The following is a 22,024-nucleotide window of genomic DNA, read 5'->3' on the forward strand; positions in this document are numbered from 1 at the left end:
CCCTCAACCCTTGTCGACGCGCACGCGGGCGCCGTCGACGAGCAGCATCTGGCCTTCCGTGACGACGCGTTCGCCCGCCTGCAGGCCCTTGTCGACGACCACGCGGTCCGCGGTGGTCGCGCCCGTCGCGATCGTACGTTGTTCCACCGTGCCGTCCGCCTTCACCACGAAGACGAAGGTGCCCGCCGTGGAACTCTGCAAGGCGACCACGGGAATGCTCACCGCGTCGGACAAACGCGTGGTGGGCAGCGTCACTTCCGCGAACTGGCCCGGCGTGAGCCGTCCGTCGGCGTTCTCGAAACGCCCCTTCAGGACGATGGTGCCGGTGGTGGCGTCCACGCTGTTGTCGATGAATTCCAGTTCGCCGTTCAGCGGCGCGCCGTCGTCGCCTGGAATCTTCGCATGCACCGGCAGGGGCCCGCGGCGCACGCTGTTGCGCACGGCGGCGAGGCTGTCCTCGGGAATGGAGAAGGCGACGCGGATCGGGTCCACTTCGTTGAGCACCACGATGTCGGTGGTATCCGCGCTGAGCGTCGCGCCGGGATAGGCCAGCGGCGCACCGGTCACCCCGTCGAAGGGTGCGACGATGGTGGTGAAGTCCAGCTGGGTCTTGGCGGCGCGTGCCGCCGCGCGATCGCTCTCGAGGGCGGCGCGGGCCACGCCGAGGTTCGCCTTGTAGAGGTCGAAATCCGCCCGGCTGACAAAGCCCTTGCCGAGCATGTTCTGGTAGCGGGCCTGGTCGGCCTCGGCCTTCGCCAGCTGGGCCTGGTCGCGGGCCACGTTGCCCATGGCCTCGTCGTACGCGGCCTGCAGCGGACGGGGATCCACCTTTGCCAGCAGGTCCCCCTTCTTCACGTGCGCGCCGGGCGTGAACGCGAGGGATTCGAGCTGGCCGTCGACACGGGAGCGGACGTTCACCGTGGAATAGGCCTCGGCGCGTCCGATGACCTTCAGGGACAGGTCGATCTCGCCGCGTGTCGCCACCGCCGTGGTGACCGGGACGCCGGCCGTCGGCGCCTTGGCCGCGGGCTTGGCCTTGCCACCGGCTTCGTGCCGCCACATGCCGAAAACGATGGCCGCCACCGCCACGAGGACGACGATGAGGAGGAGTTTCTTCCCGGGGGATCGCTGCATGGGGGGCTCCGGCCGAATCCTTGGGGTTCGGTCGCCACGCTGGGGAGGCATGGACTGGTTTCAGGGACGGTTAACCGTAAAAGCTAACGCACATGCCCGCGACCGGTTGACCTGGATTCAGCTTTCCTCGCCGGGCCCGTCGAGGCCCTGGAGATTTTCCTTCATGCGGTCCAGCACGGCGAGCATGGTCTGCAGATCCGTGGTGGAAATGCCTTGGGTGGCGTCACGGCGAAGCCCCCGGGCGATATCCTCCATGTCGTCGATGACACCCCGGGCCTGGTCGGTATCGTGCAGGCGCCAGGCGCGGCGGTCCTTCGGATCGGCACGGCGCTCGACGAATCCCGCCGCTTGCAGGCGATCGATGACGCGGCCTACGGCGATGGGCTCCATGTCCAGTTGTTCGGCCAGCTCGTTCTGGCGCATGCCGGGGCGCCGATGCAGTGCCTTCAGGGCGCGCCACTGCGCGCGGGTGAGTCCGAAGCGCACGGCCCGTCGGTCGAAGTGCTTGCGGAAGAGCAAAGTCACGTCGTTGATGAGGTATGCGAACGAGATATCTTCGACTTTGAGTTCGGCCATGGCCTTTGGTGGATCGATGGTTGTCGGGGACATCGTAGCCAAATGCAACGTGGCCGTCACAAGGAGTTTTTCGTATGAATTTCCAAGTGATCGAGACGGATATCACCACGCTGGCAGTGGACGCGATCGTGAATGCGGCGAACGAATCCCTGCTCGGTGGCGGCGGTGTCGACGGCGCGATCCACCGCGCCGCCGGACCGGCTCTGCTGGCCGCTTGCCGGGCTTTGCCGGAAGTGCGCAGCGGTGTCCGCTGCCCAACCGGCGAAGCTCGCATCACGCCAGGCTTCGCCCTGCCCGCCCGCTTCGTCATCCATACGGCCGGGCCAGTCTGGCACGGTGGCGGCCGTGGCGAACCTGGCCTTCTGGCCGAGTGCTATACGAATTGCCTCAAAATCGCCTGCGACGAGGGCGTGGAATCCATCGCGTTTCCCGCCATCAGCGCAGGGATCTATGGCTACCCGGCGGAAGCCGCGGCCGAGATAGCCGTCCGTACGATCCGCGGGGCTGCCCGGCTCCCCCGGCGCGTCGTGTTCTGCACTTTCGGCGCCCGGATGACCGCCATTTACGAGACCCTCGTGTAGGAGCCGCCACAGCGGCTCCTGCCCAGGCCGAAGAAGAGGGGGTCTACCGCGGGTACAGGGGCGGAAGCCCGCCGTCGTTCTTCGACGCGGCCGGGGTCGACCAGTCGAAGCCCCGCTCGAAGGCATCGCGGAGGATCGCGCCCGGTGCTTCGCCGCCCGCGAAGCGCGCCCGTTGCAGTGCCGCGATCGCGTCGGTCTGCGCTCCTTCGCGCAAGGCCGCCGACAGCTCGCCCAACGTCCGAAGGGGCGGGCGGACGGTGCGTGCCCACTGGAGCAGGCTACGTTCCATCGCCGCGAAGTCGGTTCCCGCGACCGTCTTGAGGAACAGCGCGTGCGCCGGGCGCTCCCGCGTCGGCGCGTCGGCCGGGGGCACGGCTTCCCGTGCCTGGCGAAGGCCGCCCTTGCGAGCGACGACGAACCACGCGACCAGCGTCAGCAGCCACAATGCCAGCGCGCCCACGAAGAGCGAGCGCCAGGGATAGCCGGCGTCCGGAACCGCGGATGTCGCGACGCCGGCAGCCGTGGTCGCCTTCGGCGAGGCAGCGGACGGCAACGTCACCGCACCCGCGGTCGTGGCCGGCGCCGCAGCACCGCCTTCCGCCACGTCGATGTCCCGCGCGGGCACCGTCGCCACTTCGGGTTTGTCGGTGACGACGTTCCACCAGTGCAGTGTCGTGGACGGAATATGCAGCGTCCCCGCGCGCGTGGGCACGACGGCAAAACCCTGCTGCCGGCGGCCGGTGACCCAGGAACCGCTCAGGCCGCCGCCTGTCACGGCCTTGTCCGGATACACGTCCGCGCCGTCGAGCTTCGGCAGCGACAGCGCCGGCAGCGCCTCGAACGGCATGCCGGTGGCGGTCAGGTGCATGGTGAGCGTGAGGGGTTGTCCCACGCGTGCCTTGCCGTTCGCGGGCAGCCCATCGAGCGTCAGCTTCAGGTCGCGGGCCGGAATCCACGCCCCATCGGTCGCGGATGCGGGGCGTGCCCGCACGTCGACACGCACTTTCTCGGCCACCGCATTGACCGGTTGACCGGCACCGAAGAACGAATTGGCGTCGGTCGGGTCCACGGCCGTGCCCTGGAACGCGGGCGGCAGGATCTCGAGCGTGCCGGCGTGCTGCGGGAAGATGGCGTAATGCCGTTCCACGACATTGAAACGGCGACCGCCACGCATCGTCTGGTAGTTCGCGTCCTGGCCGACGCGGCGCACCTCGGCGCCCTCCGCCGTAGGGTCGCCCAACTGTCCGTCGGCGAGGTTCACCGAAAAATAGAGGCGCAACGTGTAGTCGATCTGCTGGCCTACATAGGCCCGCCTGGGCTCGGCCGTGCCCTCGAGCGCGACGGGGCGGTCCGCGGCCGGGGTACCCGTATCGCTGGACGCCACGACGTCGAGGGACGCCGGCTGCGTCCGCTGGCCGCCGATCGACAAGGCAGGAACGGTGAGGTGTCCTTCGCGGCGCGGACGCAGCGCGATGCCGAGGATCGTCTTCGATTCGCGCTTTCCGTCGATGATGCTCAGCGTGTGGTTCGTGGAGGTGCCGAGAACGATGAAGTCGGGCGTCAACGGCGAGAGATCGGGCGAATCCGTCGTCTGGTCGCCGATCTCGATGTTCAGCGTCACCGTTTCGCCCACGCCCACCCTGCTTCGGTCGAGCGAAGCGACGGGCGCCGAGTCCTGCGCCCAGGCAAGTAGCGGCACGCATCCCAGGACGAGGCCGAGCAGGATCCCGCGCATTCTCATTCTTCCGGCTCCGCGCCATGGCGGCGTTGGTATTCGAGCATGAACTTCCTCCGCAACAAGCCACCCGGATCGTCGGGCACGCGCATCAGCGCGCGCCGCACGTCGGCCGGCAGTTTCGACGATGCATCGTCGCCGGATACCGCGCCGAGATCGTGTTCCCTGCCGGCATCCTTCCCTTCGCCCCTGGCGGCGAGGGCCTGGTCCATCTTCTGCTTCAGTGCGGCCTGCGCCTGTTGCGCCTGCGCGCGCTCGGCTTCGGATTTCGCCGTCGCATCGCCCTTCGGGGCCTGCGCCTTGCCGTTGTCCTTGCTGCGATCGCCGCCCTCGCCTTCGCCCGCCTTGTCCTGCGCGCCCTGCTGTTCGCCGTTCTCGTTGCCGTCGGCACCGGATTGCCGGCCGCTTTCGCCTTGCTTCCCGTCCTTGCCGTCCTGCTGTCCCTGCCGCTGGTCCTTGTCGCCCTGTTGGCCTTTCCGGTCCTCGTCACGGTCGCCCGAACCACCCTGCTTGTCCTGCTGCTTCGGCTTGTTCTCTTGCTGCTGCTTCAGGAAATCGGCGACGGCCTTCCGGTTGGCCGCGGCATCCTCATTGCGCGGATTCGCCTTCAGCGCGCGGTCGTAAGCGGCGAGGGCGTCCTGATAGCGCTGCTGCTTCGCGAGCGCGTTGCCGAGGTTGTACTGCGAGTCGCTGTCCTTGCGTGGAGCGAGCGCCTTCTCCGCGGCGGCGTAGTCGCCCGCGCGATAGGCGGCCGCGCCGCGCAGGGCCGGATCCTTCGCCAGGGCCTGCGCCTGCTGCGCATGACCCTGCGCCAGCGCGTTCGCCGCCTGCTGATCGCGCGTGCGGAACAGGTCGGTGATGCCGTCCGCACGCGCCGGCGAGAGTGGCGCGAGGGCCAGCGCGAACACCAGCAGCCAGCCGCGCCGGAACGCGAGCGCCACGATCGGCAGCAACGGAAGCAGCAGCCAGGGGCCGCGGTCCTGCCACTCCCCCGAAGCGGTGCCCTCTACCGCCTGCCCTCCGCCGTCGCGGTGCGCGAAGCCGGCCAGGGCCTCCACGTCCGACGCATCGCCCGCGACCGGGACGAAGCGGCCACCGCCCGCGCCGGCGACCGAGGCCAGCGACGCGTCGTCCCGCTGCGCCATCACGATCGTGCCGCGCGCGTCCTTCAGGAAGCCACCGTCGTCCGTGGCGATGGGACCGCCACGCACGCTGCCGATGCCGAGCACCGACACGCTATCGCCGGCGACGCGTGCGCGCCGTGCCGCGGCCACGGCCGCGGCATCCGCGCGATCGGTCACCAGGACGATGGAGCCGCCGCGCAGGTCGGCGCGGCGAATGAGGTCGGCGGCGAGGTCGATCGCCTTGCCAGGGTCGTCGCCGTCCACGGGCATGGTGTCCGGCGCGAGCGCATTAAGGAGGTCGTCGACGCTGTGTGCGTCCGTCGTGAGCGGTGCGACGGTGAAGGCTTCGCCCGTATAGGCGACGAGCGCGTTCAAGCCGTCACGGTTCGCCGCGTAAAGTTCGCGCACCTTGTAGCGCGCGCGGCTGAGCCGGTCGGGTACGACATCGTGCGACAGCATGCGCGGCGACATGGACACCACCACGACCTGCGCGGCGCGCTCGGCGAACAGCGGTTGTGTCTGCCTGTTCCACGACGGGCCCGCGAGAGCCAGGATGGACAGCAGCGCCGCAGTGGCGAACGCGGCGACGGGCGCGCGCGACGCCGACGGCGTGCCGTCGAGCAGGTACGGGAGCAGCGCCGGGTCGGCGAGGCGCGCGAGCATGCGCTCGCCAGGCCTGCGCCGGCCCACGAGCCATGCCAGCACCGGCACCAGGAAGAGCAGCCACAGCCAGCGCGGCTCGAGGAAATGGAAGTCGGCGAACCAGGCCGTCATGCGACTCCCCTCCTTCCGGCATAGCGTGGAAGCACGGCAAGGGCGAAGAGAACGAGCGAGATGACCAGCGGCCAGCGGAACAGTTCGAAACGCGGCCGCAGTGCGGCACCTTGCTGCGGCACGGGCTCGAGGGCATCGATGGCGCGGTACGCCTTGGCCAGTTCGTCCGTGTCGGTGGCGCGGAAGAAGCGGCCACCGGTCTGGTTCGCGATGTCGGTAAGCATGCCGACATCGAGATCCGCGGAGGGGTTCACGACGCGGCTGCCGAAGAAGTCGGGGACGCGCATGGCGTTGGCACCGATGCCGATGGTGTAGACGCGCACGCCTGCCGCTTTCGCGGCGCGCGCCGCTTCGCGCGGCGCTATCGAGCCCGCGTTGTTGACGCCGTCGGTGAGCAGCACGACCACGCGTGCTTGCTCGGGCATGTCGGCAAGGCGCTTCACGGCGACGGCCAGCGCATCGCCGATGGCCGTCTCGCGGCCGGGCAGACCCACGACGGCGCCATGCAACTGCGCGCGTACGGCGTCGAGGTCGTAGGTGAGCGGCGTGACCAGGTAGGCCTGCGAACCGAACAGGATCAGGCCCAGCTCGTCCCCCGCGCGGCGGTCGATGAAGTCGCCGGCGATCGCCTCGACGGCGGCGAAACGCGTCACCTGGCGGCCAGCCAGCCGCATGTCGTCGAGCGACATGCTGCCGGAGAGGTCGACCGCCATCATCAGCGCGCGGCCGCTGCGCCTCTGCGGCTCGGGGGGACCGAGGTGCTGCGGGCGCGCCGCCGCGGCGACGAGGCAAAGCCAGGCCAGCGCGAGCAGGACGGTCGCCGCAAACGGCGCGCGGGTCAGCGAGGACTGCACGAGCGACAGGCCGGGCTGCGGCAGGTTCAGCGCCTGCGCGGGTTTCAACGGACGCAGGACATGGCGCAGCAACCAGGGCAGCGGCAGGGCGAGGAACATCCAGGGCCAGGCGAACTCAGGCAGCGGCATGCGCGCGCCTCCTGCGCATCGCCGCGCGCACCCAGGCCTCGACCTCGCGTGCCGACCGTGCCACGTCGAGGTCGGCGCCGCGCCGGTATTTCGCTTCGTCCAGCTCGGCGAGCGCGGCCACGTCGTGCGCCGGCGTCATCGCGGCGAGGGCGTCGCGCCACGCCGCGCCCGACAGCGTGACGCTGCGTGGGTCGCGCATGCGCGCCACGCGGCGGACGAGCTGGCTTGCCGCGGCCGCGAACGCGAGGGCGTCGCCGTTCTCGGCGTGCCGTGCGGTTGCTTCGCGCAGGTCGGCAAGCGATGCGTCGACATAGCGACGCCACGCCGCCCGCCGGCGCAGCGCGACGACGAGGACGGTCACGCCTAGCGCGAAAAGGGCAAGCAGTACCCACCAGCCCGGTGCCAGCGGCCACCACGGCGACACCTGGGGCAGGTGGATGTCGCGGAGTTCGGGCCCGTTCGACGGCATCAGCGTGCCCTCGCCGTGCCGAGCAAGGCCACGACGGCATCGAGCGGATCGGCGCTCGTATCCACCGTGCGGTGACGCAATCCGAGGCCGTTGCAGAGTTCTTCCAGGCGACGGCGGCCGTCGCCCAGGCCACGGGCGAAATCCGCGCGCTGGCGCTCGCCCTCCAGCACGATGTCGTAGTGCACGCCGCGATGGGCGAAGGGGTAGCGCCCCGCCGGCGGCTCGGACAGTTCCAGCGGATCGGCGACGGTCAGTACCGCCACTTCCGCCTTGGCGACGAGGCCGAGCATGCGTCCACGCGCCGCCGCGTCGACCGCGAAGCCATCGCTGACGAGCAGGACGCGCGAAGCGCCATGCATGAGCCGACCCGCACGCTGCAATGCCCCCGAAAGCGTCTCGTCCTCGCCCGGCGGCAAGGCGTCCCACGCGGCGAGGGCACCGGCAAAGGCCAATGCGCCGCGGGCGCCGCCCTGCGGCCGCAACAACTGGCGCTGCCCGCCGAAGGCGAGCACGCCGACGCGGTCCGCGCCGCGCACCGCGTACCACGCGGCCATGGTCGCCGCACGCGCGGCCTGCACGGACTTGAAGCGCGTGCGCGTACCGAAGCGCATGCTGGCGTTCGTATCGAGCAGGACCAGCAGGCGCCCTTCCCGTTCCTCCTGGAACAACTTCGTGTGCGCGACACCGCTGCGCGCGGTAAGCCGCCAGTCCATGCGGCGCACGTCGTCGCCGGCCTGGTAGACACGCGATTCGGCGTAATCCATGCCGCGGCCGTGCAACCGGCTCGGACGCTGCCCGCTGCGCTGCACGCGGGACATCACTGGCGGCGCCGGCGCGCGGGCCACGCGCGAGCGCAGGGCGATCAGCTCGGGGAGCGACACATGGACGCGCCCGTCGGCGCTGGAAGCGGTGGCGGTCACGGCAGCGGAACGAGGTCCAGCAGGCGGTCGATCACCGTATCGATGCGCACGCCTTCGGCTTCCGCCTCGTAGCTCGGCAGCACGCGATGGCGCAGTACTTCGTGGGCAATGGCATGGATGTCCTCCGGCACGACGTAATCGCGGCCGGCGAGCCAGGCGTGGGCGCGGGCGCAGCGGTCGAGCGCGATGGTCGCACGCGGGCTGGCGCCCCAGGCGATCCAGCGCGCGAGCTCCTGGCCGTAACGGCCGGAGTCGCGCGAGGCCACCACCAGCTGGGTGATGTAGAGCTCCAGCGGCTCCGCCATGTGCACGGCGAGCACCGCGTCGCGCGCGGCGAAGACATCCGCCGGACGCAGGCGGTGCACCGGCGGCGGCGTCGGGTGCAGGACCGCGCGCGCCTGCTCGCGGGCCAGGCGAAGGATCGCCAGCTCCGAGTCCGCGTCCGGGTAACCGATGGTCACGTGCATCAGGAAGCGGTCGAGCTGCGCTTCCGGCAGCGCGAACGTGCCCTCCTGCTCGATGGGGTTCTGGGTGGCCATCACCATGAACAGGTCAGGCAGTGGCCAGGTGCGCCGTCCGATCGTGATCTGGCGCTCGGCCATGGCTTCCAGCAGGGCCGATTGCACCTTGGCGGGCGCGCGGTTGATCTCGTCGGCCAGCACGATGTTATGGAACAGGGGGCCGCGTTCGAACTCGAAGCTGCCGGTCTGGGGGCGGAAGATGTCCGTGCCCGTGAGATCGGCCGGAAGCAGGTCGGGGGTGAACTGGATGCGGTGGAAATCGGCCTCCACCCGGGTGGCGAGGGCCTTGATCGCCGTGGTCTTGGCGAGGCCGGGGGCACCCTCCACCAGCAGGTGCCCGTCGGCCAGCAAGGCGATGAGCAGGCATTCGACCAGGTGCGGCTGGCCGATGATCCCCGTGGCCAGGTCCTCGCGCAGGCGGACGAAGGCGTCCTGAAGCGGGGTGGCGGCGATCGGCGTAGCTGACATCGAGGGGTTCCCGGGCAAGGCTGAGGCCCGATGAGACCACAGACTGGCCCGGAAGTTTAGGGCCGAAGGTCAGCCTTGCGCCGGGGCAAGAGATCGACGCCGCGGCGTCACCTCAACCCCACTGTGTCCTCGGCACGAAGCGCGGGAGAGCAGAGTCCCACGTTGGTTACGGTGTGGATATAAAACGCGGTGTGACCCGTAAGGCAAGGATGTGACGACCAGTAATGGCCCGCTGCGTAGGGCCACCTTCCCGCAAAAGCCTGCTGAAGCAGCATGAGCTCACCCTCTGTCGGCAGCCGTTCCCCTCTGCCGGTCACGGCACTCTGGGCATTCGAGTAGAGGTAATGGCCAACGTAACTGACCTGCACAATGCCTGTGAAAGTAATCGTGTACGCCGCCGTCGCATTGGCACTGTCGGTAACGGAGATCGTTGCGCTGCCATTCGCGCGCGGCGTGACGTGGCCGGAAGAGGTCACTACCGCCACCTGCTGGTTGCTGCTGCGATAGGTGTACGGAGGCTGGCCCCCGGAGGCTACCCGGGTGATTGAGTTATTCGCGTCGAAGGGCGGAAGGATATCCATTCGAGCGGTGATGATGAAGGTCCTGCCGGCGCGTGTCACCGGGCTGGTGTCGAACTGAAGAGGCGACGGGGTCAGGTCGGCCTGATCGTCTTCCGAATAAGTGAACGTTGCCCTCGCCGCTTTCGACGCGGGTAAGGTAAGACGGATGATCGGCACCACCTGACCGAAGTACTGGAAATAACGTAGCTGGTCGTTCTGCGCCTTGGTCCTGGCAGTCAGGTCGCCGTCAATATAAAAGAACGACTGGATGGGAAGATTGGCCCCTGTTCCCGTCGCCCAAGTCGCCAGGCGCACTTCATTCTGGACGCGCCAGAACGCGTCGTCCATACCAAGACGGGCACCAATGGCGGCCACGAAACGCGATGCCTGGTCACGCTCGCCTTCACGCACGCTCCAGCCGCATTGCCTGTCGTAGCGATCAGTGCCGGTGTTGAACCTTGCGAGCCAGGCACTGGCGGTCGATATGCCAAGGTTCGTGCATGGTTGGGAGTCGGCAGGGAAAGCCGTATTGGGACCGCAACCTTGCAATGTGGGGCGGGCGGCCGTATTGGCGTCCATCGGGAAAACGCACAGCACGGCAATATTACTGTTCTTACCCGGCGGAGTTTTCAGCACAGGATAAAAAATGAAGCCATTCCGGTAGCTGAAAACAAGCTGCGCAAAGTTGTTGTCTTGGCGTAACCATGAGAAGGACACGCCGCCATTGGTGATGGATCCCGGACTTGGGTCCCAGGGCAGGAACGTCGGATTGTTCTCCGTGGCCCTCAGCATCACTCCGCTGCACAGTGCGGCGAACAGCCCCGGATTGCCGCAATCGTCGACCGTGCTGTTGTACCACTCGGTCAGTTCGGCGGCCGATGCCGGGCCTCGCGTCTCCAGCAAGCCCGTCGTCGTGAGGATGACCGGGACCGCATCGACCTCTGCACCGGCCGTCCGCGATACGGGTGCGGGAGCCTGCGCCGCGCAGGCCGTCAGGAAGATCGTGAGAAGAAAAACGACAATCCGTTCCATGGCACGCTCCCTGTGCTCTGCAATCAGCCGGGCGAATTCCCAGATCCGCCGCGGGTTCCCTGGACTTCACCGAAGCTATGTGGGCATCCGGGGCACGCTCCTTGTCACGGGGCAATGCCTCCGGCAGGTTCTGCGCCGGGCCCGGCCCCTTGAAGTTCAAGCTATCCCACGCCTGGGGCACGTGGTATCCAACGTGCGTCGTAGGGGAAGCATGGGCACTTCCGGAAAGAGCATGCCCGCATGCGGTTTGTTCAACGGGATTTTCTTCTTCGTCGAAAACCGGACGGATTCCGAGTCCGGCAATTCCGGCGGTGAGATAAGGGAAACCAAACGTCATCCAGGCATCTGCGGGTTGCGCAAAAAAAAACGCCTGCGGGCCGCAGGCGTTTTCCTGGCTCGAAGCATTCCGCTTATTGCAGCGTATCGCTCAGGATGCGCGGCGTGACGAAGATCAGCAGTTCGGCCTTGTCGTTGCTGCGGTTCGTGCGACGGAACAGCACACCGAGGCCCGGGATGTCGCCGAGGCCCGGCACCTTGTTCGTCGTGTTGGACTTGGTGATCTCGTAGATACCGCCGAGGACCACGGTCTGGCCGTTGTCGACCAGCACGGACGTGTTGATTTCACGTGTGTCGATCTGCGGCACCGCACCGCCGCCCGGGCTCGGGATGAGCTGGGCGAGCGCATCCTTCTTCACGTTGATCTTCAGATAGACGCGGCTGTCCGCCGTGATCGTCGGCGTCACGCGCAGCTCGAGCACGGCATCCTTGAACTGCACCGTGGCGTTCTGCGCCCCGCCGCCCGAGTTGGACGCCTGGTAGGTCACGTAGCCGATCTGCGTACCCTGCTTGATCACCGCTTCCTGCTGGTTCGCGGTGATGACGCGCGGGCTGGAGATCACCTCGCTGCGGCCTTCGGTCTGGGCGGCCGACAGTTCCAGGTCGACCAGGTAGTTAGCGCCAAGGATCGCCAGGCCGATGCTGCCGGCCGGATTCGAGACGGGCAGGTTGACGTTGTAGCCACCCGGCAGCGTGTACGGGTCGCGGGTCGGGATGTCGCCGGTCCGGCCGTTCGCAAGCCACTGGTTGTACGCGTTGGCATAGTTCACGTCGCTGTTGCGGACGCTCGTCACGAGGCCGCCGGTGCCACCCGCCGTGGTGCCGTTGCCGCCGCTGGTGAGATCGGGCGACGTGCCGATGATGTTGCTGTTGTTATGGTTGAAGCCCTGCGCACCCCAGCGGACACCCAGCTGTCGGGTGAACTGATCGGTGGCGACGACGATGCGCGATTCGATCAGCACCTGCTGCACCGGACGATCGAGCGTGCCGATCAACTCGCGCAGGTCGCGGATCTTGTCGGGCGTGTCGTTGATGAGCAGCGTGTTGGTGCGGTCGTCGAACGAGACGCTGCCGCGCGGCGAGAGGAACCCGCGGGTGGTGGCGCCGCCGCTGGAGCCGCCGCCGCCTTGCAGGCTGCCCTGGGTCAGGAGCTTGGCGATGTCTTCCGCCTTGCCGTAGCTGATCGGAATGTAGTCGGACACCAGCTCGGCGGAATCCTCGGCCTTCTGGCGCGCGTCGGCGAGGTTCTGCTCGTAGCTGGCGAGCTCGGCCTGCGGCGCGATCCAGATGACGTTGCCGCTACGGCGCTTGTCGAGGCCCTTGGCGCGCAGGATCACGTCCAGCGCCTGGTCCCACGGCGTGTTGACGAGGCGCAGGGTGACGCTGCCGCCGACGCTGTCCGAGGCGACGAGGTTCAGCTTGGCTTCGTCGGCGATCAGCTGAAGGGCCGAACGCACCGGGATGTCCTGGAAGTTGAAGGTCAGGCGGGAACCCGAATACGTCGGTTCCTGACCCTTCGCGGTCTTGCCCGTGGGGGCGGGCGCCTTCTTCGGCGCGACTTCGACGACGTATTCGGTGCCGTTCTGGTAGGCCGACACCTCGACCTCGCCCTTGGTGCGGATATCGAGACGTGCGCCGCCGGGGCGCGAGCTGGGCTCGATGGCCTGCACCGGCGTCGCGAAGTCGAGCACGTCGAGGCGCTGGTTGAGTTTCGGCGGCAGCGTCGTGCCCGGCAGGCTGACGATCACATGGTCGCCCTCGCGGTGCATTTCCGGCGTGGACGTCTGGGTGCCGAGCGTCACGAGCACGCGGCCCTCGCCGTTCTGGCCGCGGCGGAAGTCGATATTGTTGAGCGGCGTGCCGACGCTCGAAGGCAGCGCCTTCGTCGGGTCCGAGACGATCGCGGTAGTGGTCGTCGCCCCGCTCGGCCCGTTGTTCACGGTGACGATGAGGTTGTTGCCGTCCACCCGCGTCTTATAGGCGGAGTCGCGGAACAGCTCGATGGTGACGCGCGTGCGTCCGCCGGCCGACACCACCGATACGCCCGACGTCGCACCCTTGCCGATATCCAGGTGGCGCGTGCTGAACGCGTTGCTGGTGTCGGGAAGGTCGATGGCGATGCGTGGCGGATTGCTGGTCGTGAAGACCTTCGGTTCCGGTGCGCGCTCGGAAAACGCGAGGGTCAGCTCGACGCGGCCACCCGGCTGGGTGTCGTAGCTGACGTTCCGCAGCGCGTTGGCCGCCGCGGCCTGGCCGGCGAAGGCACCGGCCAGGGCCAGCGTGACGCCGAGGATCCAGCGGCGCGACCGATGGCGCGCGCTACCCGGCAGATGATTGAGTTTGGTCGTCATGTGCGTCATCCCCGAGTTCTTAATTCTCACCGACCGCGATGCTTGCCGGACGCTCCATCCAACCGCCGGACCCATTGGGTACCAGCTCGACCAGATCGATCCGATCCTCGCCCACGGCGGTGATCCGGCCGTAGGCTTGCCCCATGTATTCATTGCGGTGAACCCGATGGATCACCCCTCCGGGATCCTTCACGAGCGCCTCCAGGTTACGGCCGGCACCAAGCGTGCCAACCATCTTCAGGCTGTCCAGTGAAAACATTTCCAGGGGTTCCTTCGGACGGTTCTCGTCCGGACGCGGGCCATTGGAGGCCGCGGTATCCATTTCAGCCGTGCTCGGGCTGAACGGATCGCGGGCGCCCTGGTCCTGGTAGGCGAAGGTCTCGAACGTGCGGATCACCGGCAACGGCGGGATAGGCTCGCCCTTCTTGTGCTTCTCGGCATCGACCCATTCGCGCAGGTCGGACGTGCCGCGCGTGCAGCCGGCCAGCGAGAGCGTCGCGAAGAGGGCGAGGGCGAGCGAACGAAGGATGGCGTGATCGCGGGTCATCATTTCTTCTTCCCCTTGACCGGCTTCGCGTTCTTCGCCGTCTCGTCGTCGTCGAGGTAGCGGTAGGTCTTCACGGTGCCCTGCAGGACGAGGAGGCCCGAGGACGAGCCCTTTCCGTCCTTGCCGGCGTCCTTCGGACTGAGCGACACGTCGTGCAGCGTCAGGATCACGACGCGGGGCAACGAGGCCACGCCGCTGATGAAGGTGCCGAACTGGTGGTACGTGCCCACCATGCGAAGCGTGATCGGCTTCTCGGCGTAGAAGTCCTTCGGCGTTTCGGGGCCGGGCTGGAACAGTTCGTTCTCGATGCCGGCGGCCAGCGCCGTCTGCGAGATGTCGATGAGCAGTTCCGGCATCTCGGTCTTGCTGGGCAGCTGGCGCAACAGGGTGCGCAGCATGTCCTGCATGTCGGCCAGCTGCTGTTCCAGGGCCTCGAGGTTGGCCGACTTGGCCTGCTTCTGGGAGAACTCCACCTTCAGCCGGTCTTCCTGGCTCTCGGCGTTGGTCAGATCGTCCTGCTGGCTGCTGATCTGGAAATACCAGCCGGCGAGCAGCACCACGGCGAACACCAGGCCGGTGAAGAAGAGCTTGATCGACTTGGGCCAGCCACCGACGTTGTGGCGATCGAGGTTGCGCAGATCGTCCAGGAATTTCATGGCTTGGCTCCTGCCGGGGCCGCCGCGGCCGCAGGCGTCTGGGCGGCCGGCGCGGCGTTCGGGGCCGGCCTGGCCGGGGTTGCCGCGCCGGCGGCCTGGGCCGACGGCACCGGCAGGGCGGCGGGCTTCGCCGGGGCGGCTGCCGTGGACGAGCCGGCGGGCGCCGTGTCCGCCGGGCTGCTCAGGCGTACATCGAGGCCGAAGCGATACGGCATGCGCGAGCCGTCGTGGGTGTTTTCCGTCTTGCGCAGATCGACGTGGCCCATCCAGGGCGAGGCCTCGATATTGCGCATGTATTCGGCCACGCCGGAGTTCGACTGCGAGATGCCGTCGAGCGACATGGAGGTGGCCGACTGCTTCATGCCGGAAAGGCGTGCGCTGGCCGGGATCGTCTTCACCAGCTCGTCGAACAGGTGGACCATCTGCGAACGGTTGGCCTGCAGTTGCTCGATGATCTGCTTGCGCTGGAGCAGGTCGGCGCGGACCTTCTCCAGGTCCTTGATCTTGGCGATGCGGTCGTCGAGCTGCTTGATTTCGCCTTGGAGGTAGGTGTTCCGGTCGCCCTGGTTATTGATGCGGGCATCCATCCAGAACGACCAGGCGATGAGCACCACCAGGGCGGCGCCGAAGGCCAGGCCAAGCTGGATGTAGAACTCCCGTTCGCGTTGCTTGCGGCGCTCCGCGCGCCAGGGGAGCAGGTTTATGCGTGCCATCAGTCGAAGCTCCTCATGGCCAGGCCGACGGCGATCATCAGGGCGGGTGCGTCCTGGGCGAGGGTCTGCGCCTGGACGCGGCTGGACAGCGCCATGCGGGCCAGCGGATTGGCCACCACGCAGGGCACGCCCAGCTGCTGCTCGAGCAGCTCGGTGATGCCCTCGATGGCGGCGCAGCCGCCGGCCAGCACCACCTGGTCGACGCGGCTGTACTCGCTGCCGGCGAAGAAGAACTGGAGCAGGCGGCTCACCTGCTGCACCAGCGACTCCTTGAACGGCTCGAGCGCTTCGGTTTCGTAGGATTCGGGCAGGCCGCCCTTGCGCTTGGCCCGGCCGGCTTCCTCGTAGGAAAGGCCATAGCGGCGCATGATCTCGTCGGTCAGCTGCTTGCCGCCGAAAACCTGCTCGCGGGAGTAGATGGTGCGTTGGTTCTTCAGCACGGCCAGCGTGGTCATGGTCGCGCCGATGTCCACCACGGCCACCAGGGCGTCCCTGGATACGGCCAGCTGGTCGGCCACCATGCCGAAGGCATTCTCCATGGCGAAGGCTTCGACGTCGATGACCCGGGCGGTCAGGCCGCCGAGGTCCAGTGCGGCGATGCGCATGTCCACGTTCTCCGTGCGCGAGGCGGCAAGGAGCACGTTATTCATTTCGGGATTGTCGCGAACCGGTCCCAGCACCTCGAAGTCGAGGCTTACTTCCTCGATCGGATAGGGGATGTACTGGTTCGCCTCGACCTGGATCTGCCCCTCGAGGTCGTCCTCGGAGAGGTCGGCCGACATGGGAATGACCCGGGTGATCACGGCCGAGCCGGCCACGGCGGCCGCCGCATGCCGCGACTTGGCGCCGGAACGGGCCAGGGCGCGCCGGATGGCCTCGCCCACCGCCTCGACCTCGACGATGTTCTTTTCCACGACCGCGTTGGGCGGCAGCGGCTCGACGGCATAATGCTCGACGCGATAGCGCCCGCCGGCTTGGCTGAGTTGCAGCAGCTTTACCGCGGTCGAACTGATGTCGACACCGATCAACGGCGCCGCCTTGGGTGTAAAGAGCCCCACGATGTCCCCCTTCCCCGCGCCTTGTCGGAATTGGTCTTCGGCGCGAAGGCATTAAACCTAAACCTTAACGGATTGGCAACGGGCCTCGGGGGCCTCTTACCGGCACTAATTCACAAATCCAGTCACTGGGTTAGCGGATGCCGTTAACACCCGGTCGAATTCCCGCCCCCCGCCCCGGCGGCGGCTTGGTTCTATACTCGGCCCCGACCCACAAGGCGGTGACCCCTCCCCTCCATGCGAATCCTCAAGCGTCTGCTGCGCTATGCGCTGTACCTGGCCCTGGCCGGCATCCTCTTCGTGGTTGGTGCCGTGGGCGTCGCCTACTGGCTGCTTTCCCCGCGCCTGCCCTCCGTGGCGGTCCTCCGGGACTACCACATGCAGGTTCCCCTACGGGTCCTGAGTTCCGACGGGCGGCTCATCGCCTCCTTCGGCGAAACCCGGCGCATCCCCGTGCATATCGCCGACGTGCCGGCGCGGCTCAAGAACGCCGTGCTTTCGGCCGAGGACGCCGATTTCTACAGCCATCCCGGCGTCGACTGGCACGGCATCGCCCGCGCCGGCATCCACGTGATCCTGTCCGGCGGCGACAAGGGGCCGGGTGGGTCCACCATCACCCAGCAGGTGGCGCGCAACTTCTTCCTCAGTCCCGAGAAGCTCTACTCGCGCAAGCTGACCGAGATGTTCATCGCCCTGCGCATGGAGAACGAGCTCAGCAAGGACCAGATCCTCGAGCTCTACATCAACAAGATGTTCCTCGGGCACCGCTCGTACGGGCTGGCGGCGGCCGCCGCCTACTACTACGGGAAGAACCTCGACCAGCTGACCGTCGCCGAATGCGCCGCCCTCGCCTCGACCTTCCAGCTCCCCTCGGTCGTCAATCCGCTGAACAATCCCAAGCGCCTCCTTGCGCGGCGCAACTGGGTGCTGGGCCAGATGCTGGGCAACCGCTTCATCACCCAAGCCGAATACGAGCAGGCGATCAAGGAACCGAACGACGCGTTCCCGCACGAGCAACAGATCGAGGTGGACGCGCCCTATCTGGCGGAGATGGTCCGCCAGCAGGTGCTCGAGAAGCTCGGCAACGACGCCCTTACCGAAGGCTATGTCGTGCACACCACGGTCCCCAGCGACAGCCAGGCCGCCGCCAACGAGGCGCTGCGCGGCCGGCTGTCGGCCTACGACCGCCGCCATGGCTACCGTGGCCCCGAAGGTCACGAGGAACTGCCGGCCCAGGCCGGTCCCGAGGACTATGACCGCGTTCTCGCCGGCTACACGACCATTGCGGGCATGATGCCCGGCATCGTCACGGAGACCGGCGCAAAGGAGGCCAAGGTGTACCTCTCGCCCAAGGAGACGGTCACGCTGAGCCTGGAATCCATGGCCTGGGCCCGCCCTTACGTCAACGAAGGCCGTGCCGGCGCCGCACCCTCCCGCGTCGACGCCGTGCTGAAGCGTGGCGATGTCGTCCGCCTGTTCCGCGCGGCCAAGGACGAGGTCAACGAGGACGTCGCCAGCGGCGGCAACGCCTCGCCCGCCGCCAAGCCCGAGCCGAAGATGGAGTGGCGCCTCACGCAGATTCCCGCGGTGCAGGCGGCCCTCGTGGCGCTCGATCCCGAGGATGGCGCGGTGCGCGCCCTCGTCGGCGGCTTCAGCTTCGCGCGCTCGAAGTTCAACCGCGCCGTGATGGCCGCCCGCCAGCCGGGCTCGAGCTTCAAGCCCTACCTCTATTCGGCGGCGTTCGACCGCGGCTTCACCCCCGCCTCGATCGTCAACGACGCTCCGGTGGCCTTCCCCGACCCGTCCCGCCCGGACGGTGTGTGGACGCCGTCCAACGACGACGGCAAGTTCGACGGCCCGATGCGTCTGCGCGAGGCGCTGGTGCAATCGAAGAACCTGGTGTCCGTGCGCCTGCTCGACGCGCTCGGACTTCGTTATGCCCGCGACTACATGACCCGCTTCGGCTTCACTCCCGACGCGCTGCCGCAGAACCTGTCGCTCGCGCTCGGTACGGCGTCGGTGTCGCCGATGAGCATGGCGCGTGGGTACGCCGTCTTCGCCAACGGCGGCTACCTCGTCACGCCCTACTTCATCTCGCGCATCGACGACCGCGACGGCAACGCGGTGTATGTCGCCAACCCCGAGCGCGCCTGCGCGGACTGCCAGGAGCGCCTGCTCAACCCGACGCCGCCGGGCCCGCCCACCCAGGCGTCCACCGCGCTCATTCCGGCCCGTCCGGCCACGGCGGGCAGTGCCGCGGGCAGCGGCACGGGCGACGCCGTGCTGCCGGCCGACGCGCATGCCGACGCGTCGGAAGCGCCGAAACTCGCACCCCACGTGATCGACGTCCGCAACGACTACCTCGTGACCTCGCTCATGCAGGATGTGGTGAAGCGCGGCACGGGCTCGGCCGCAAGGGCGCTGGGCCGCGACGACCTCGCGGGCAAGACCGGCTCCACGAACGACCATCGCGACGCATGGTTCGTCGGCTTCAACGGCGACGTATCCACGGCGGTGTGGGTCGGCTTCGACGACTTCAGCTCGCTGGGACGCGGCGAGTTCGGCGCCAAGGCGGCATTGCCGATCTGGATGGATTACATGGGCGCCGTCCTCAAGGACAAGCCCTCGCACACGCTGGCGATGCCGCCCGGCATCGTCACCGTGCAGATCGACCCGGGCTCCGGGCTGCCCTCGCCCGGCGGCATGAACGAGATCATGAAAGTCGAGGACGTCGACCGTCTTCGCGAGCAGGCGACGCGGAAACAACAGGAGGAGCAGCAGGAACACGCCTACGACATCTTCTGACGCGTGCGCGAGCGACGGCACGCGCCTGGCACACGAACACACCATACGGGGGTGAGTCATGGCACGAGGCGAACACCACAGGATCCATGCGCAGGACAGGACGCAGCGCAACCGCGTCCTCGTCGCCCAGGAGGCGGCGCGCCTGATGAGCGAGCATGGCATCCGTGACTTCCACCACGCGAAGCTGAAGGCCGCCGAGCGGCTCGGCATCGTCGATACACAGGCGCTTCCTCGCAACAACGAGATCGAAGATGCCCTGCGCGAACACCAGCGCCTGTTCCATGGGGATTCCCAGCCGCAGGCGCTGCGGGCCCGGCGCGAGGCCGCGGTGGAAGCCATGCGCTTCCTGCGAGATTTCGATACACGCCTGGTGGGCGCCGTGCTGGAAGGCACCGCCGACGAGCACTCCGCCGTCTGCCTGCACGTCTACAGCGACGACCCCGAAGCCCCTGGCCTCTTCCTCCGCGAACAGGGCATTCCGCTGGAAACCCAGACGCGCCGCCTGCGCTGGTCGGGCACCGAGCAGAGCGAGCACACCGTCCTCCTGTTCGGTGCCGACGGCATTCCCTTCGACATCACCGTGCTGCCCGTGGACGCCCTGCGCCGGGCACCGCTGGATCGCGTGGACGAACGCCCGATGCGCCGCGCCACGGCGGCGATGGTGCGGGAACTGCTGGCGGAAGAGGACATCGAGGCGTTCAATACCTCGAGCTGAAAGGCTCGGAGCTGCGTGTGGGAGCCGCTTCAGCGGCGATGGGTGCTCGCGACAAGGATGCCCGCTGCCGCGGGATCGCCGCTGAAGCGGCTCCCACACAAAAAAACCTCGCTATTCGCGAGGTTTTTTTCTTCTTAGCGCTTGTCGCCCGGAACGTAGTCGCGAACGTCGGCGCCGGTGTAGATCTGGCGCGGACGGCCGATGCGCGATCCCGGGGTCTCGTGCTGTTCGATCCAGTGCGAGATCCAGCCGGAGGTGCGCGCAATGGCGAACATCACGGTGAACATCTCGGTCGGGATACCCAGCGCCTTGTAGATGATGCCGGAATAGAAGTCGACGTTCGGGTACAGCTTGCGCTCGACGAAGTAATCGTCCTTCAGCGCAGCCTCTTCCAGCTTCATGGCCACGTCGAGCAGCGGGTCGTTGATACCCAGCTCCTCGAGCACCTTGTGGCACATCTCGCGGATGATCTTCGCGCGCGGGTCGAAGTTCTTGTACACGCGATGGCCGAAGCCCATCAGGCGGAAGGAATCGTTCTTGTCCTTCGCGCGCTTGACCGCCGTCTCGACCTTGTCGGCCGAACCGATTTCCTCGAGCTGCTTGAGGACGGCTTCGTTCGCGCCGCCATGCGCCGGGCCCCACAGCGCCGTGATGCCGGCGGCGATCGAGGCGTACGGATTGGCGCCGGTCGAACCGACCAGGCGCACCGTGGAGGTCGAGGCGTTCTGCTCGTGGTCGGCGTGCAGGATGAAGAGCAGGTCGAGCGCCTTGGCGACCACCGGGTTCAGTTCCAGCGGCTCGCTCGGCACTTCGAACATCATGTGCAGGAAGCGGGTGACGTATTCGAGGTTGTTGCGCGGATAACGCGTCGGCCAACCGATCGAGTGACGGTAGATGGCCGCGGAAATCGTCGGCATCTTCGCGATGAGGCGGATGGCGGCGAGCTTGCGGTCTTCCGGGTTATCGACGTCGAGCTTGTCGTGGTAGAAGGCCGACAGCGAGGCGATCGAACCCGCCAGCATGGCCATCGGGTGCGCGTCGTGGTTGAAGCCGCGCAGGAAGAACTTGAGGTTCTCGTGCATCATCGAGTGATGCGTGATGTCGTGCTCGAACTTCGCGAACTGATCCTTGTTCGGCAGTTCGCCGTTCAGAAGCAGGTACGAGGTTTCGAGGAAGGTCGACTTCTCGGCCAGCTGCTCGATGGGGTAGCCGCGGTACAGCAGGACGCCCTTGTCGCCATCGATGTAGGTGATGGCGCTCTTGGTGCTGGCGGTGCTGCCGTAGCCCGGGTCGTAGGTGAAGTAGCCGGTGTCCTTGTACAACGTGCCAATGTCGACGCACTCGGCGCCGAGCGTGCCGCCGATGACCGGCAGTTCGCTCACGGGCTTGTTGGATTCATCGACCAATTTGACGGTTTTGGCGTCGGACACGGCGAGCTCCTCTTTGTCTCTGTTCCCGCCGCCCGATACCCGGAGCGACGTAGCGATGGTGGGAAAACGGCGCCCTGGGGAAGGCGTCGTACCGGTCACTGCGTGCGACCGAAGTTCCCCATTATCGCACAGAGCCCGTTCGAACGTCCGTTAGAGGATCGTATGGGCCGGACGCAAAAAGACACGGGGCAAGCCATGGGCTCGCCCCGTGTCCTCGATCCTCGCGAAACGCCACCCCGCAGGCGGCGCGCGGACGGAAGCGGTCTTACTTCTTGCCGTAACGCTGGCGGAACTTGTCGACGCGGCCGCCGACGTCCAGCGTCTTCTGCTTGCCCGTGTAGAACGGATGCGAGTGGCTGGTGATATCGAGCTTGATCACCGGGTATTCGTTACCGTCTTCCCACTTCACGGTTTCCTTGCTGGACATCGTCGAACGCGTCAGGAACGCGAAATCGGACGACAGGTCCTGGAAGACCACCGGCTGGTACTTCGGATGGATGTTCTCTTTCATGGCTTGAACCTGAGAAATAGCGGGGTGA

General features: G+C 67.5%; 19 protein-coding genes. 3 read left to right on the forward strand and 16 right to left on the reverse strand.

Annotated features, from left to right (window positions below):
- Window positions 1-3: 3 nt before the first annotated feature.
- Together HBF32_RS11185 and HBF32_RS11190 are read right to left on the reverse strand one after the other, a co-directional pair.
- Window positions 4-1,134 (reverse strand): efflux RND transporter periplasmic adaptor subunit, encoded by a 1,131-nt coding sequence (locus tag HBF32_RS11185; protein WP_166699701.1) that lies wholly within the window; start codon window positions 1,132-1,134, stop codon window positions 4-6.
- A gap of 117 nt (window positions 1,135-1,251) precedes the next feature.
- Entirely contained in the window at window positions 1,252-1,710 is a 459-nt protein-coding gene (locus tag HBF32_RS11190) for a MarR family winged helix-turn-helix transcriptional regulator (RefSeq protein WP_166699702.1), read from the reverse strand.
- A gap of 74 nt (window positions 1,711-1,784) precedes the next feature.
- Here HBF32_RS11190 and HBF32_RS11195 point away from each other — a divergent pair, with 74 nt between their 5' ends.
- Window positions 1,785-2,291, forward strand: coding sequence for an O-acetyl-ADP-ribose deacetylase (locus tag HBF32_RS11195; protein ID WP_166699703.1), 507 nt, complete (start codon window positions 1,785-1,787; stop codon window positions 2,289-2,291).
- Between the two features lie 43 nt (window positions 2,292-2,334).
- On the opposite strand, the gene HBF32_RS11200 is transcribed toward HBF32_RS11195, so the two are convergent.
- The 12 genes from HBF32_RS11200 to HBF32_RS11260 all read right to left on the reverse strand — a co-directional run bounded on the left by HBF32_RS11200 (window position 2,335) and on the right by HBF32_RS11260 (window position 16,538).
- Window positions 2,335-4,026 carry a BatD family protein gene (locus HBF32_RS11200; RefSeq protein ID WP_166699704.1) on the reverse strand — a complete coding sequence of 564 codons (1,692 nt, stop codon included), beginning with the start codon at window positions 4,024-4,026 and terminating at the stop codon, window positions 2,335-2,337.
- A gap of 2 nt (window positions 4,027-4,028) precedes the next feature.
- Window positions 4,029-5,924, reverse strand: a complete 1,896-nt coding sequence (locus HBF32_RS11205) for a VWA domain-containing protein (RefSeq protein ID WP_166699705.1) — start codon at window positions 5,922-5,924, stop codon at window positions 4,029-4,031.
- Window positions 5,921-6,901 carry a VWA domain-containing protein gene (locus HBF32_RS11210; RefSeq protein WP_166700519.1) on the reverse strand — a complete coding sequence of 327 codons (981 nt, stop codon included), beginning with the start codon at window positions 6,899-6,901 and terminating at the stop codon, window positions 5,921-5,923. The genes HBF32_RS11205 and HBF32_RS11210 overlap by 4 nt, the downstream gene beginning before the upstream one ends.
- Window positions 6,894-7,376: a DUF4381 domain-containing protein gene (locus tag HBF32_RS11215; RefSeq protein ID WP_166699706.1), complete on the reverse strand. Its 483-nt coding sequence runs from the start codon at window positions 7,374-7,376 to the stop codon at window positions 6,894-6,896. Before HBF32_RS11215 ends, HBF32_RS11210 begins: the two co-directional genes overlap by 8 nt.
- Window positions 7,376-8,296, reverse strand: a complete 921-nt coding sequence (locus HBF32_RS11220) for a DUF58 domain-containing protein (protein ID WP_338039768.1) — start codon at window positions 8,294-8,296, stop codon at window positions 7,376-7,378. The genes HBF32_RS11215 and HBF32_RS11220 overlap by 1 nt, the downstream gene beginning before the upstream one ends.
- Complete coding sequence (locus tag HBF32_RS11225; protein ID WP_166699707.1) at window positions 8,293-9,285, reverse strand: AAA family ATPase; 993 nt, start codon at window positions 9,283-9,285, stop codon at window positions 8,293-8,295. The genes HBF32_RS11220 and HBF32_RS11225 overlap by 4 nt, the downstream gene beginning before the upstream one ends.
- Window positions 9,286-9,392: 107 nt before the next feature.
- Window positions 9,393-10,877, reverse strand: a complete 1,485-nt coding sequence (locus tag HBF32_RS11230; RefSeq protein WP_166699708.1) for an Ig-like domain-containing protein — start codon at window positions 10,875-10,877, stop codon at window positions 9,393-9,395.
- Between the two features lie 410 nt (window positions 10,878-11,287).
- Window positions 11,288-13,564: a type IV pilus secretin PilQ gene (locus HBF32_RS11240; protein ID WP_166699710.1), complete on the reverse strand. Its 2,277-nt coding sequence runs from the start codon at window positions 13,562-13,564 to the stop codon at window positions 11,288-11,290.
- Window positions 13,565-13,583: 19 nt separating this feature from the next.
- Window positions 13,584-14,111, reverse strand: coding sequence for a pilus assembly protein PilP (locus HBF32_RS11245; RefSeq protein WP_166700521.1), 528 nt, complete (start codon window positions 14,109-14,111; stop codon window positions 13,584-13,586).
- Window positions 14,111-14,767: a type IV pilus inner membrane component PilO gene (locus HBF32_RS11250; protein ID WP_166699711.1), complete on the reverse strand. Its 657-nt coding sequence runs from the start codon at window positions 14,765-14,767 to the stop codon at window positions 14,111-14,113. The genes HBF32_RS11245 and HBF32_RS11250 overlap by 1 nt, the downstream gene beginning before the upstream one ends.
- On the reverse strand, window positions 14,764-15,480 hold the full coding sequence (locus tag HBF32_RS11255) for a PilN domain-containing protein (protein WP_166699712.1): 717 nt from the start codon (window positions 15,478-15,480) through the stop codon (window positions 14,764-14,766). Before HBF32_RS11255 ends, HBF32_RS11250 begins: the two co-directional genes overlap by 4 nt.
- Window positions 15,480-16,538, reverse strand: coding sequence for a type IV pilus assembly protein PilM (locus tag HBF32_RS11260; RefSeq protein ID WP_166699713.1), 1,059 nt, complete (start codon window positions 16,536-16,538; stop codon window positions 15,480-15,482). Before HBF32_RS11260 ends, HBF32_RS11255 begins: the two co-directional genes overlap by 1 nt.
- A 234-nt stretch (window positions 16,539-16,772) precedes the next feature.
- Here HBF32_RS11260 and HBF32_RS11265 point away from each other — a divergent pair, with 234 nt between their 5' ends.
- Window positions 16,773-19,340, forward strand: coding sequence for a penicillin-binding protein 1A (locus tag HBF32_RS11265; protein ID WP_166699714.1), 2,568 nt, complete (start codon window positions 16,773-16,775; stop codon window positions 19,338-19,340).
- A gap of 58 nt (window positions 19,341-19,398) precedes the next feature.
- Complete coding sequence (locus HBF32_RS11270) at window positions 19,399-20,055, forward strand: hypothetical protein (protein ID WP_166699715.1); 657 nt, start codon at window positions 19,399-19,401, stop codon at window positions 20,053-20,055.
- A gap of 134 nt (window positions 20,056-20,189) precedes the next feature.
- Here HBF32_RS11270 and HBF32_RS11275 read toward each other — a convergent pair whose 3' ends face one another.
- Window positions 20,190-21,485: a citrate synthase gene (locus tag HBF32_RS11275; RefSeq protein WP_166699716.1), complete on the reverse strand. Its 1,296-nt coding sequence runs from the start codon at window positions 21,483-21,485 to the stop codon at window positions 20,190-20,192.
- Window positions 21,486-21,750: 265 nt separating this feature from the next.
- Entirely contained in the window at window positions 21,751-21,996 is a 246-nt protein-coding gene (locus HBF32_RS11280; protein WP_045827588.1) for a type B 50S ribosomal protein L31, read from the reverse strand.
- Between the last annotated feature and the right edge of the window lie 28 nt (window positions 21,997-22,024).

The sequence above is a fragment of the Luteibacter yeojuensis genome (assembly GCF_011742875.1).
Lineage (GTDB): Bacteria > Pseudomonadota > Gammaproteobacteria > Xanthomonadales > Rhodanobacteraceae > Luteibacter > Luteibacter yeojuensis.